This is a genomic window from Pseudomonas sp. Irchel 3H9, assembly GCF_900187495.1.
GTDB lineage: Bacteria > Pseudomonadota > Gammaproteobacteria > Pseudomonadales > Pseudomonadaceae > Aquipseudomonas > Aquipseudomonas sivasensis.
The window spans coordinates 123,686-135,842 of record NZ_FYDK01000004.1; the positions used below are offsets into that span (position 1 = coordinate 123,686).

The 12,157-nt window shown below is 61.1% G+C and carries 12 protein-coding genes; 1 reads left to right on the top strand and 11 read right to left on the bottom strand.

Annotated elements, in window-relative coordinates; translation table 11 throughout:
- Complete coding sequence (fnr, locus tag CKW32_RS15800; protein WP_032887662.1) at positions 1-735, bottom strand: fumarate/nitrate reduction transcriptional regulator Fnr; 735 nt, start codon at positions 733-735, stop codon at positions 1-3.
- Between the two features lie 153 nt (positions 736-888).
- On the opposite strand from fnr, the gene CKW32_RS15805 reads away from it, so the two are divergent.
- Positions 889-1,344: a hypothetical protein gene (locus tag CKW32_RS15805; RefSeq protein ID WP_095185367.1), complete on the top strand. Its 456-nt coding sequence runs from the start codon at positions 889-891 to the stop codon at positions 1,342-1,344.
- On the opposite strand, the gene hemN is transcribed toward CKW32_RS15805, so the two are convergent.
- From hemN to ccoN, 10 genes are all read right to left on the bottom strand, one after another.
- Positions 1,345-2,727 (bottom strand): oxygen-independent coproporphyrinogen III oxidase, encoded by a 1,383-nt coding sequence (gene hemN / locus CKW32_RS15810; RefSeq protein WP_095185368.1) that lies wholly within the window; start codon positions 2,725-2,727, stop codon positions 1,345-1,347.
- Between the two features lie 102 nt (positions 2,728-2,829).
- Positions 2,830-3,513: a sulfite exporter TauE/SafE family protein gene (locus tag CKW32_RS15815; protein WP_032887667.1), complete on the bottom strand. Its 684-nt coding sequence runs from the start codon at positions 3,511-3,513 to the stop codon at positions 2,830-2,832.
- Positions 3,506-3,718 (bottom strand): cbb3-type cytochrome oxidase assembly protein CcoS, encoded by a 213-nt coding sequence (gene ccoS / locus CKW32_RS15820; protein ID WP_032887669.1) that lies wholly within the window; start codon positions 3,716-3,718, stop codon positions 3,506-3,508. Before ccoS ends, CKW32_RS15815 begins: the two co-directional genes overlap by 8 nt.
- Positions 3,719-3,740: 22 nt before the next feature.
- Complete coding sequence (locus tag CKW32_RS15825) at positions 3,741-6,191, bottom strand: heavy metal translocating P-type ATPase (RefSeq protein ID WP_095185369.1); 2,451 nt, start codon at positions 6,189-6,191, stop codon at positions 3,741-3,743.
- 112 nt (positions 6,192-6,303) lie between these two features.
- Complete coding sequence (locus CKW32_RS15830) at positions 6,304-6,843, bottom strand: FixH family protein (RefSeq protein WP_032887673.1); 540 nt, start codon at positions 6,841-6,843, stop codon at positions 6,304-6,306.
- Between the two features lie 15 nt (positions 6,844-6,858).
- Positions 6,859-8,274, bottom strand: coding sequence for a cytochrome c oxidase accessory protein CcoG (gene ccoG / locus CKW32_RS15835; RefSeq protein WP_032887674.1), 1,416 nt, complete (start codon positions 8,272-8,274; stop codon positions 6,859-6,861).
- 351 nt (positions 8,275-8,625) lie between these two features.
- Positions 8,626-9,603, bottom strand: coding sequence for a cytochrome-c oxidase, cbb3-type subunit III (gene ccoP, locus CKW32_RS15840; RefSeq protein ID WP_095185370.1), 978 nt, complete (start codon positions 9,601-9,603; stop codon positions 8,626-8,628).
- The gene (locus CKW32_RS15845) at positions 9,600-9,785 is read right to left on the bottom strand and encodes a CcoQ/FixQ family Cbb3-type cytochrome c oxidase assembly chaperone (RefSeq protein ID WP_003175465.1); all 186 of its coding nucleotides are present in this window, start codon (positions 9,783-9,785) and stop codon (positions 9,600-9,602) included. The genes ccoP and CKW32_RS15845 overlap by 4 nt, the downstream gene beginning before the upstream one ends.
- A 6-nt stretch (positions 9,786-9,791) precedes the next feature.
- Positions 9,792-10,400 carry a cytochrome-c oxidase, cbb3-type subunit II gene (ccoO, locus tag CKW32_RS15850; protein ID WP_003193167.1) on the bottom strand — a complete coding sequence of 203 codons (609 nt, stop codon included), beginning with the start codon at positions 10,398-10,400 and terminating at the stop codon, positions 9,792-9,794.
- A complete protein-coding gene (gene ccoN, locus CKW32_RS15855) occupies positions 10,400-11,842 on the bottom strand; it encodes a cytochrome-c oxidase, cbb3-type subunit I (protein WP_032887677.1) in 1,443 nt (480 codons plus the stop codon). Before ccoN ends, ccoO begins: the two co-directional genes overlap by 1 nt.
- Positions 11,843-12,157 lie beyond the last annotated feature (315 nt).

Below are 12,157 nucleotides of genomic sequence, written 5' to 3' on the forward strand. Positions count from 1 at the left end.
TCAACCCTCTAGAGAACCACCCGCCAGCGCACACAGCTGGATCGGGTCGAGAATGTGCACTTCCTTGCCTTCGGCGGCAATCAACTCGTTCTGCTGGAAACGAGTGAACACGCGGGACACGGTTTCCACCGCCAGACCCAGGTAGTTGCCGATTTCGTTACGCGACATGCTCAAGCGGAACTGGTTGGCCGAGAAACCGCGTGCCCGGAACCGGGCCGACAGGTTGACCAGGAATGTCGCGATGCGCTCGTCGGCGGTTTTCTTCGATAACAGCAGCATCATCTGCTGATCGTCACGAATTTCTCGGCTCATCACGCGCATCAACTGGCGGCGCAGTTGAGGTAATTGGATGGCCAGTTCGTCCAGGCGTTCGAAGGGGATTTCGCACACCGACGTGGTCTCCAGCGCCTGGGCCGACACGGGATGCATCTCGGTGTCCATGCCCGACAAACCCACCAGTTCGCTGGGCAGGTGAAAACCGGTGATCTGCTCCTCGCCGTTGTCGCTCAGGCTGAACGTCTTCAACGCGCCCGAACGTACTGCATAGACGGAGTCGAACTGATCGCCCTGGCGAAACAAAAACTCGCCTTTCTTCAGCGGGCGACCACGTTTAACGATGTCGTCCAGCGCATCCATGTCTTCCAGATTCAGCGAAAGTGGCAGGCAGAGGGGGGCCAGGCTGCAATCCTTGCAGTGAGCCTGGCTGTGAGCGCGCAGTTTGACTGGCTCGGACATTTCTTAAATCCTTGTGGGAAAACACACATAAGACGTAAGGGTAACGCACTGGGGGGCAGTGAGGCCAGCGTGTACAAAAAACAGACAGCCGTATAAAGCTTTGTGTATCGGTGCCGATACATATGAGTACGTTCATGAGCAGGAGCTCAGCGCATGTTGATCATCGCCGCCAACAACCCCTCCATCCGTGTGCCAAACCCAGAGCCTGCCCCGCCCGCTGCGGCGGTTGAGACGCAGGATGCCGTGTCAACGCCTGCCACGAGCGAAGGCGTGAAGGTGAGCATTTCGCCGGATGGCTTCAAGGCTGCGGGTGCGGCCAAAAGTGCCAACGCCGATATCGACGACAGCGGTCTGGACGACAACGTTAAGCAAGTTCTTAAAATGATCCGTCAGTTGAAGCAGCAGATCGCCGAAAAATTGGCGGAGCTTCAGGCCATCGCCGCGGACAAAAGCCTGACGCCGGAGGAGGTTCAGGCCAAGGTCGCTAACGTGCAAGGTGCCATCAGTTCCTTGCAGGCCGGCTTGATGACGGCCCAAATCTCCTTGGCCAAGGCCATGAAAACCATGAGTGCCGATCAGGCGCTCAAGGCCGCTTCGTTGTCGATGTAACTAGATCACCCGTGAAAACCGTTGCCGGTTCTGGTGTTCCAGGTACGCGTCGAACACCATGCACACCGAGCGCACCAGTAAGCGCCCTGCGGGCAGCACCCGAATGCCCTGGGCGTCGAGCGCGATCAGGCCGTCCTTGGCCATGGCCTCAAGTTGCAGCCAGATCTCATCGAAGTACCCGCGAAAATCAATATTGAAGGCCTGTTCGATACGCTCGAATACCAGGCTGAAATTGCAGATCAACTGCTGAATCACTTCCCGTCTTAGTCGATCGTCTGTGGTGCAGACCAAGCCACGGCTGGTCGCCAGCTGCGCGCCGGCCAGGGTGTTCTGGTAGCCGTTGAGGTCACTGCTGTTCTGGCAATACAAGTCGCCGATCTGGCTGATCGCCGACACACCCAGGCCGATCAGGTCGCAATGGCCGTGGGTGGTGTAGCCCTGGAAATTGCGTTGCAGCGTGCCTTCTTCCTGGGCGATGGCGAGTTCGTCATCCGGCAGAGCGAAGTGGTCCATGCCGATGTAGCGATAACCCGCCTCGGTCAATTGCGTGATGGTGGTTTGCAGCATCAGCAGTTTTTCCGCCGGTGCTGGCAGCTCGTCGCTGTCGATGCGCCGCTGGGGCATGAAGCGCTCCGGCAGGTGCGCATAGTTGAACACCGACAGGCGATCCGGTTGCAGCTTGATCACTTCTTCCACGGTGCGCGCGAAGTTGATCGGCGTTTGCTTGGGCAGGCCGTAGATCAGGTCGATATTGATCGAGCGAAACTGCAAAGTGCGCGCCGCATCGATTACTGCGCGAGTCTCTTCCAGGCTTTGCAGGCGGTTAACGGCCCGCTGCACCTCGGGGTCGAGGTCTTGCAGGCCAATGCTGACGCGGTTGAAACCGAGTTCACGCAGCAGGCCCATGGTGGCCCAGTCGGCTTCGCGCGGGTCGATTTCGATGCCGTAGTCGCCGGAATCATCATCGAGCAAATTGAAGTGCTGGCGCAGGGAGCCCATGACCTGACGCAGTTCGTCGTGGCTGAGAAACGTCGGCGTGCCGCCGCCGAAATGCAACTGCTCCACCGGCTGTTTCGGGTCGAGGTGGCAGGCCACCATTTGGATCTCCTGCTCCAAGCGGTGCAGGTATGCCTGGGCGCGGCCACGGTCTTTGGTGATCACCTTGTTGCAGGCGCAGTAGTAGCAAATGTTCGCGCAGAACGGCACATGCACATACAGCGACAATGGGCGCACAGCCTTGCGACTGTCGCGCAGGGCATGCAGCAGGTCGAAGGTGCCGACCTGGCTGTCGAATTGTACGGCGGTGGGGTAGGACGTATAGCGCGGTCCCGCCAGGTCGTAGCGATGAATCAGATCGGTGTCCCAACGAATGGCGTCGAGCATGCGGGCGTCCCCCGGATAGGCTAGTGGGCCGAGTCTAGAGGCGTGGAGCAGAGGGCATCTTGATTTGCATCAACGAGCAGCGGCGCTATGCCACATGGCCTTTTAGTGGCCCATCAGCCAGTGCTGGTGCGGCCCTGGCAAGGTCCAAATACCGAACACAATGACCAGCAATCCACCGGCCATGCGCACGCTGCGTTTGCGCAATAACGCGGTGACGCGTTCGGCGGCCAGCCCAGTCGCCAGCAGCACGGGCCAGGTGCCCAACCCGAACGCGAGCATCAGCAAGGCACTGTCCAGCGCATTGCCCTGGCTCGCGGCCCACAGCAGGGTGCTGTAGACCAACCCGCACGGCAACCAGCCCCACAGCGCGCCCAGCAGTAGAGCGCGGGGCAGGCTGGACACCGGCAGCAAACGGGTGGCAACGGGCTGGATATGCCGCCACAGGCCGCGCCCGAGGCTTTCGATACGGGTGAGGCCGCTCCACCAACCGGCCAGGTACAGGCCCATGCAGATCAGCAGCAGACCGGCGAGTACGCGCATGAACATCGCCGCCGGGCTATTGGCCACGGCCCAGCCGGCCAGGCCGATCAACAGCCCAGCCGTGGCGTAACTGAGGATTCGCCCCAGGTTGTACGCCAGCAGCAGGCGAAACCGGCGACTGCGTTGCTCCTTGGGAATTGCCAAAGTCAGCGCGCCCATCAGCCCGCCGCACATGCCCAGGCAATGACCGCCGCCCAGCAGGCCCAGGATCAGCGCGGAGACCAGCAGCGGCGCCAATTCAAGCATGAGGTGGGTCTTTGGGCGGTTGTTCCGGACCGTTGGCTTCGTCGATGGCGGCCAGGTGGTTCGGGTCCTGGTCGTCGAACAGCACGCTGTGGGCCGGGCCGTCGAGGTCATCGTACTGGCCGCTGTCCACGGCCCAGAAGAAGATGTAAATAGCGATGGCCACTATCAGCAGCGCCGCCGGAATCATCACGTATAAAGCTGGCATCTGCACTCCATGCCCGCGCGGCTCACGCGGGCAGCGGGCGGGTGATTGAGGGGGCGCTGGCGGCCTGTGCGCTCGGCACGCGAGTCAGGCGCAGGGCGTTGAGTACCACGGTCAACGAACTGATGGACATGCCGACTGCCGCCCAGATTGGCGTGATCCAGCCCAAAGCAGCAAACGGCAACATCAGGCCATTGTATAGGCCCGCCCAGAGCAGGTTTTCAATAATCACTCGTCGGGTGCGCCGCGCCAGGCTGAAAGCCTGCACCAGAGCGTCGAGGCGATTGGAGAGCAACACCGCATCGGCACTGGTCTTGGCCAGGTCGGTGGCCGAGCCCATTGCCACGCTGATATCGGCGGCGGCGAGGACGGGGACATCGTTGACGCCATCGCCGAGCATCAGCACCTTGCGACCTTCCTTGTGCAGCTGTTGCAGCACGTGCAGCTTGTCGTCGGGACGCAGGCCGCCGTGGGCCTCGTCTATGCCCAGCTCAAGGGCGACACTGGCGACCATCGGCGAACTGTCCCCGGACAGCAGCAGTGTGCGCCAACCGCGCGCCTTGCAAGCGGCGAGCAGGGCGGGGGCGTCGCTGCGCAGGCGATCATCCAGTACGAACCAGGCGAGGGCGCCGCTGCGGTCGCCCAGCAGCAGCCATTGCCCGGCGTCGTCCGGCGGAGCGGGGATCGGGCAGCCACTGAGTTCGCAGACGAAACCCGGCTGGCCGATGCGTAGCAGACGCTCGCCCACTCGACCTTCCAGACCGAGACCGGGCGTACTGAGCACTTCGTCAGCGGCCAGTGGCGCACGGCCAAAGGCGCGGGCAATCGGGTGTTCCGAGCGGTTTTCCAGGGCGGCGGCGAGACCCAGGCAGTCGTCGCTGCCCAATTCGCCCAGCGGCCGGATCGCGCGCAGGGCCAGGCGACCTTCGGTGAGGGTGCCGGTCTTGTCGAAAATCACCGTGTCGATCTGGTTCAGGCCCTCCAGCACATGGCCACGGGTCAGCAGCAGCCCGAGTTTGTGCAGGGTGCCGGTGGCGGCGGTCAGGGCGGTAGGTGTAGCGAGGGACAACGCACATGGGCAGGTCGCCACTAACATCGCCAGCACGATCCAGAACGCTCGTGATGAGTCCAGTTCCCACCACAGCAGGCCGATCAGCGCAGCGGCGATCAGCGAACACAACAGGAACCACTGCGCGGCGCGGTCGGCGATTTGCGCCAGTCGCGGTTTTTCGGCCTGGGCGCGTTCCAGCAGGCGCACGATGGCGGACAGGCGGGTCTCGTGGCCAAGGGCGCGCACTTCGACGGTCAGCGCGCCGTCGACGTTGAGGGTGCCGGCGGTGACGGTGTCGCCGACTTGGCGCGGTTGCGGCAAGTACTCACCGGTGAGCAGGGACTCATCAATGCTGGACTGGCCATCGAGGATCACGCCGTCTGCTGGCAGCACCGCGCCCGGATGCACCAGCACGCGGTCGCCCAGGGCCAGTTCGCTCAACAGGATGCGTTCGCTCTGGCCGTCGTCTTTCAAGCGCAGGCACGACGCAGGCAACAGGTTGACCAACTGCGCAGTGGCCGCCGCCGTGCGCTCCCGGGCACGGCGTTCCAGGTAGCGACCGGCCAGCAGGAACAGTGCAAACATGCCCACTGCATCGAAATACAGCTCGCCGACGCCGGTGATCGCGGTCCATATTCCCGCCAAATAAGCCCCGCCAATGGCGAGGGATACTGAAACGTCCATGGTCAGGTGGCGCGTGCGCAGGTCGCGCATGGCGCCCTTGAAGAACGGCGCGCAGCTGTAGAACACGATGGGGGTTGTCAGAAACATCGCCACCCAGCGCAGGATTACATGCAGCTCCGGGCTCAGGTCGATATTGAATTCCGGCCAGGTGGCCATGGTTGCCATCATTGCCTGGAACCACAGCAGCCCGGCGACACCGAGTTGGCGCAAAGCCAGGCGGTTTTCGCTGGCCAGTTGCTCGGCGGCGCGGTCGGACTGATAAGGATGGGCGGCATAGCCGATATGGCGCAGCTCACTGAGCACTTGGCTCAACGGCAATTGCCCGTCGGCCCAGCGCACCTGCAAGCGATGGTTGGACAGGTTCAACCGCGCCTCGGCAACGGCGGGCAAGCTGCGCAGGTGTTTTTCGATCAGCCAGCCACAGGCGGCGCAGCTGATGCCTTCCATCAACAGGGTCGTTTCGGCCAGTTCGCCTTGGTGGTGCACGAAGGGTTTTTGCACGTCGGCGCGGTCGTACAGCGCCAGTTCGTCCACCAGTTGCACCGGCAGCGTTTCGGGGTTGGCCGAGGCTTCGCTGCGGTGCTGGTAATAGCTTTCCAAGCCTGCGGCCACGATTGCTTCGGCCACCGCCTGGCAGCCCGGGCAGCAGAGTTCGCGGCGCTCGCCGAGGATATCGGCGGTGAACCGGCTGCCGGGCGGTACGGGCAGGGCGCAGTGGTAGCAGGGAGTGGGGGTGGTCATGGTTCGGGATCTTTGGTGGCTGGGAAGGCCCCATCGCCGGCGAGCCGGCTCCTACGAGAGGGGTGTGGGTCTGTAGGAGCCGGATTGCCGGCGATGCGCGAAGCGCAGGTGTTTATTTTTTCAGGTCTTCGGCACCCTGCAACGGTTCATCACCCAACAGCAAGTCTTTGTCGTGGCTGACTTCTTCTTCCTCGAACAGCCGCCAGGTCTTGTCGCCTTCCACGCCCAGCAGTTCCACGAAGCGGCGGCCTTCGACTTTGTCGGTGACCTGTCCGATGTAGCGGCCGGGTTCGCTGTCGCTGCGGGCCAGATTGATTTTGCGATCTTTCTCCGGCTGAGTCGGGGAAATCAGGTTCAGCTCCAGGGTGTTCGGGTTGCTGTAGCCGGTGAGCTTCAGCTCGACTTCACCGGTCAGTTCGTCCAAATGCAGCTTGGCGCGCAGTTGCAGGGTCTGCGCCAGGCGTTCGCGGTCCAGTGAGCGGTTGATGCCCTTGCCAGCCTCGTAGTAGTTGTCGTTGACCAGGTTGTCCGGGTTGTTTACCGCGATGGTCACCATGGACAAGGTCAAGGTCACCGAGCAGGCGAGGATCCCGATGATGATCCAGGGCCAGAGGTGCTTGTACCAAGGGCTTGCGGCAGTGGCTAAGGGCATTGTTCCGTTCTCTCTTTATCGAACTTGTGGGCCGATGAATCGGCTCTTGGCTTCAATGTTGACGCTGGCGTCATCGGCATCGGTGAGGGTGAATTTCACCTCGTTGGTGCTCGACGGCAGTTGTTCCGGCGCACTCGACAGTTCCACTGGCATGCTGACGATATCGCCGGCAGCCACCTTGATCTCGCGCCGGCCCTGCAGCTTGAGGTCTGGCAGGCCTGATGCGTCGAGCACGTAGGTGTGGTCGCGCTGGTCCTTGTTCATGATCTTCAGGCTGTAGACGTTTTCGATACGGCCTTCGGCGTTTTCGCGGTAGAGCACGCGGTCTTTGCTCACGTCGAAGCCCACCAGCGACCGCATGAAGAACGCCCCGGCCAACAGGCTGATCATCGCCAGCAACACCAGGGCGTAACCGATCAGGCGTGGTCGCAGCTTGTGGGTTTTCTGCCCGGACAGGTTGTGCTCGGTGGTGTAGCTGATCAGGCCGCGCGGGTACTCCATCTTGTCCATGATGTTGTCGCAGGCGTCGATGCACGCGGCGCAGCCGATGCACTCGATTTGCAGACCGTCGCGGATGTCGATGCCGGTGGGGCACACCTGCACGCACATCGTGCAATCGATGCAGTCGCCCAGGCCTTGGGCCTTGTAGTCGATCCCTTTTTTACGCGGGCCACGCAGCTCTCCACGACGTGGGTCGTAAGAGACGATGAGGGTGTCTTTGTCGAACATCACGCTCTGGAAACGCGCGTACGGGCACATGTAGATGCACACCTGTTCGCGCAGCCAGCCGGCGTTGCCGTAGGTGGCGAGGGTGAAGAAACCGACCCAGAAATACGACCAGCCATCGGCCTGGCCGGTGAAGAAATCGAACACCAGTTCGCGGATCGGCGAGAAGTAGCCGACGAAGGTAATCCCGGTGGCAAAACCGATCAGCAGCCACAGGCTGTGCTTGCTGAATTTGCGCAGGAATTTGTTGGCGCCCATCGGCGCTTTATCCAGCTTGATGCGTTGGTTGCGGTCGCCTTCGGTGACTTTTTCGCACCACATGAAGATCCACGTCCACACGCTTTGCGGGCAGGTATAACCGCACCACACGCGGCCGGCGTACACCGTGATGAAGAACAGGCCAAACGCCGCGACGATCAGAATACCCGAGAGCAGGATGAAGTCTTGGGGCCAGAAGGTCGCACCGAAAATGAAGAACTTACGCTCCGGCAGGTTCCACCACACGGCCTGGTGGCCACCCCAGTTCAGCCACACCGTGCCGAAGTAGAGCAGGAACAAAGCAGCGCCGCCGAGCATTCGTAAATTGCGGAACAGGCCGGTAAAGGCGCGGGTGTAGATTTTCTCGCGCGGGGCATAGAGGTCGACGGTGGCGGTCGAGTGTTTGGCAGGCGGGGTAACGTCATGTACCGGTATTTGGTCGCTCATCATTGCATCCCACGGCGGTGGAGATTTGCCTCGGCCAGTACGTGCCAACCGGGGTCAAATTAGGGGTCTTGCAGTGGCGTAATGATACGCCCCCGATGCTGCGCAAGGGGTGCGACCTTTGGTCGCGTTGGGGAAAATCAATTGATGGTGTACGTGATCTGGATCAATTGACTTGTGAAGTATGGACGGTTTTTGCGGGCTCAACCTTCAAAAAGCCGAAGATCCAATGTGTGAGGGGGCTTGCTCCCGATAGCGGCGTGTCAGTCAGAGTCACTAATACTGATCCACCGTCATCGGGAGCAAGCCCCCTCTCACAAGGGTTTTTTGGTGTTTCTGGGTAAGGGGGTCGCCTTACTGCTCCTCGGCCTTCTTATCCCCATGGGACAAGCTGTAAACATACGCCGCGAGCAAGTGCACCTTGTCATTGCCTTGCAATTGTTCCTGCGCCGGCATCTGGCCCTGGCGGCCGAAACGGATGGTCTGCTGCAGTTGGGCGAAGCTCGAACCGTAGATGAATGCACCGGGGTGGGTCAGGTCGGGCGCGCCCATTGCTGGGGTGCCTTTACCGGCTGGGCCGTGGCAGGCCACGCAGTTGGCGGCGAAGAGTTTTTCGCCGTTGGCTACGTCGGCCTTGACGCCTTCGGGCAGTTTGCGGCCGTCGAGTTGGGTGACCACGTAGGCCGCCACGTCGCTGACACCCTCTTCTTGCAGCACCGGCAGCCAGCCCGGCATCACGGCATGACGGCCTTTCATGATGGTTTCCTTGATCGTCGCCGGCTCCCCACCCCAGCGCCAGTCGGCGTCAGTCAGGTTGGGGAAGCCGTAGGCACCCTTGGCGTCGGACCCGTGGCACACCGAGCAGTTGGACGCGAACAAGCGGCCACCCATCTTCAGGGCTTGCGGGTCTTTGGCGACTTCCTCAATGGGCATGGAGGCGAATTTGGCGAAGATCGGACCGAACTTGGCGTCCGACCGGGCCATTTCCTTTTCCCATTCATGCACACCGGTCCAGCCGGTCTGGCCATTGGCGAAGGGGGTTTGTTTGTCGTTGTCGAGGTAGTTGTAGCCCGGCAGCAGGCCTTTCCAATTGCCCAGGCCTGGGTACAGCACCAGGTAGCCAAGGGCAAAAATGATGGTGCCGACGAACAGCATGAACCACCACTTGGGCAATGGGTTGTCGTACTCCTCGATGCCATCGAACGAGTGGCCGACGGTCTCGTCGGTTTGCTCGGCGCGCTGGCCCTTGCGGGTCGACAGCAACAGCCAGGTCAGGGCGAAAATGGTACCCAGACTGAGGACTGTGACGTACAGACTCCAGAACGTAGTCATTCTTTGTTACTCCTAGAAGCTTGCTCGACGTGCTTGATGGCTTCGGGATCATCCGCAAAGGGCAGCAAGGTCGCGTCTTCAAACTCCGACTTGCGCTTGGGGCTGAACACCCACAACGCCAGGCCGATAAAGGCCACCATCACCACAACGGTGCCCAGGCCACGAATCATCCCGATATCCATGAAGAATCACCGTTTGCTTTTGATGATGGTGCCCAGGCCTTGCAGGTAGGCCACCAATGCGTCCATTTCGGTCTTGCCCTTTACGGCTGCGGCTGCACCGGCGATGTCTTCGTCGGTGTAGGGCACGCCCAGGGTGCGCAAGACTTCCATCTTCTTCGCGGTGTCCTTGCCGTCGAGCTTGTTTTCCACGAGGAACGGGTACGCCGGCATTTTCGACTCAGGCACCACGTTGCGCGGGTTGTACAAGTGCGCACGTTGCCAGTCATCGGAGTAACGCCCGCCAACACGGGCCAGGTCAGGGCCGGTGCGCTTGGAACCCCACAAGAACGGGTGGTCCCATACGCTTTCGCCGGCGACCGAGTAGTGGCCGTAGCGTTCGGTTTCGGCGCGGAACGGGCGGATCATCTGCGAGTGACAGCCCACGCAACCGTTGGCGATGTAGACGTCGCGGCCTTCCAGTTCAAGGGCGGTGCGCGGCTTCATGCCTTCCACCGGCTTGTTGGTCACGTCCTGGAAAAACAGCGGAACGATCTGGGTCAGGCCGCCGATACTCACGGCGATGACCATGAAGAAGGCCAGCAGGCCGATATTCTTCTCGACTACTTCATGCTTCATCAGTGGGCTCCCACAACGGCGATCTTGGCGGCGGCTTCGGCTTCTGCGGGGTCCGATGCACGCACGGTGCGCCAGACGTTGTAGGCCATGAACAGCATGCCGGCAGCGAAGAACGCACCGCCCAGGGCGCGGACGATGTAGCCCGGATGGCTGGCTTGCAGCGCTTCGACGAACGAGTAGGTGAGGGTGCCGTCATCGTTGATCGCACGCCACATCAGGCCTTGGGTGATGCCGTTGACCCACATCGAAGCGATGTAGAGCACGGTACCGATGGTGGCCAGCCAGAAGTGCGTGTTGATCAGCCCGACGCTGTGCATCTGCGCACGGCCGAACAGTTTGGGGATCATGTGGTACAGCGCACCGATGGAGATCATCGCCACCCAACCGAGGGCACCGGCGTGAACGTGGCCGATGGTCCAGTCGGTGTAGTGGGAGAGCGAGTTGACGGTCTTGATTGCCATCATCGGCCCTTCGAAGGTCGACATGCCGTAGAACGCCAGGGATACCACAAGGAAGCGCAGGATCGGGTCGGTGCGCAATTTATGCCAGGCACCCGAGAGGGTCATCATGCCGTTGATCATGCCGCCCCAGCTCGGAGCCAACAGGATGATCGACATCGCCATGCCCAGGGACTGAGCCCAGTCCGGCAGTGCGGTGTAGTGCAAGTGGTGCGGGCCGGCCCAGATGTAGAGGGTGATCAATGCCCAGAAGTGCACGATGGACAAACGGTACGAGTAAATAGGACGTTCGGCCTGTTTCGGCACGAAGTAGTACATCATCCCCAGAAAACCGGTGGTGAGGAAAAAGCCTACGGCGTTATGCCCGTACCACCACTGGATCATCGCGTCCGTCGCGCCGGCATACGCCGAGTAGGACTTGAACAGGCTGACCGGCAGCGATGCGTGATTGACGATGTGCAGCATCGCCGTGACCACGATGAACGCACCGTAGAACCAGTTGCCCACGTAGATGTGCTTGGTTTTGCGCTTGACGATGGTGCCGAAGAACACCGCACCGTAGGTCACCCACACAATCGCCAGCAAAATGGCGATCGGCCATTCCAGCTCGGCGTATTCCTTGGTGGTGGTGTAGCCCAGTGGCAGGCTGACGATGGCGCCGACGATGACCGCCTGCCAACCCCAGAAGGTAAAGGCGGCGAGGCCATCGGAGATCAGTCGCGTCTGGCAGGTTCGCTGCACGACATAGTAGGAGGTGGCAAACAATGCACATCCGCCGAAGGCGAAAATCACCAGGTTGGTGTGCAGCGGGCGTAGGCGACCGAAGGTCGTCCATGGCAAGTCGAAATTCAATTCCGGCCAAACCAGTTGCGAGGCGATGAACACCCCGAGCCCCATGCCAAGGATCCCCCAGACCACCGTCATGATGGCGAACTGGCGGACTACCTTATAGTTATAAGCAGTCGGACTGATTGCTGTGCTCATTCTAAGGTTCCACGGTTTAGGTTTTTTTATAGGTAAAATCGGCCGCAAGTATGTAGAAAGCGAGGGGCCATTGCAACGCAATGGCTGACCTGGATCAATGCGTTCCACGCCAGATTCTGCGCCCTTTCCATGTTTGGCGTAAGGACAAAATCAGAAATCGAAAGCTGATCGAGTGGACAGGAAATTTTGGGGGTCGCAACGACTGTCGTCGCGTACGCCAAGATCGGTCCGCTGTGCAAGCAAGCGTAGACCCGAATGGCAATAGGGGAAAGTTGTGCTTTGGAGGGGTGTGACACTTGGTCGCGTAGCGCAGTA

Excerpts from the sequence above, each read along its gene's own strand:
- fnr (WP_032887662.1), bottom strand. The coding sequence starts at position 735 with ATGTCCGAGCCAGTCAAACTGCGCGCTCACAGCCAGGCTCACTGCAAG.
- CKW32_RS15805 (WP_095185367.1), top strand. The coding sequence starts at position 889 with ATGTTGATCATCGCCGCCAACAACCCCTCCATCCGTGTGCCAAACCCA.
- hemN (WP_095185368.1), bottom strand. The coding sequence starts at position 2,727 with ATGCTCGACGCCATTCGTTGGGACACCGATCTGATTCATCGCTACGAC.
- CKW32_RS15815 (WP_032887667.1), bottom strand. The coding sequence starts at position 3,513 with ATGCTTGAATTGGCGCCGCTGCTGGTCTCCGCGCTGATCCTGGGCCTG.
- ccoS (WP_032887669.1), bottom strand. The coding sequence starts at position 3,718 with ATGCCAGCTTTATACGTGATGATTCCGGCGGCGCTGCTGATAGTGGCC.
- CKW32_RS15825 (WP_095185369.1), bottom strand. The coding sequence starts at position 6,191 with ATGACCACCCCCACTCCCTGCTACCACTGCGCCCTGCCCGTACCGCCC.
- CKW32_RS15830 (WP_032887673.1), bottom strand. The coding sequence starts at position 6,843 with ATGCCCTTAGCCACTGCCGCAAGCCCTTGGTACAAGCACCTCTGGCCC.
- ccoG (WP_032887674.1), bottom strand. The coding sequence starts at position 8,274 with ATGAGCGACCAAATACCGGTACATGACGTTACCCCGCCTGCCAAACAC.
- ccoP (WP_095185370.1), bottom strand. The coding sequence starts at position 9,603 with ATGACTACGTTCTGGAGTCTGTACGTCACAGTCCTCAGTCTGGGTACC.
- CKW32_RS15845 (WP_003175465.1), bottom strand. The coding sequence starts at position 9,785 with ATGGATATCGGGATGATTCGTGGCCTGGGCACCGTTGTGGTGATGGTG.
- ccoO (WP_003193167.1), bottom strand. The coding sequence starts at position 10,400 with ATGAAGCATGAAGTAGTCGAGAAGAATATCGGCCTGCTGGCCTTCTTC.
- ccoN (WP_032887677.1), bottom strand. The coding sequence starts at position 11,842 with ATGAGCACAGCAATCAGTCCGACTGCTTATAACTATAAGGTAGTCCGC.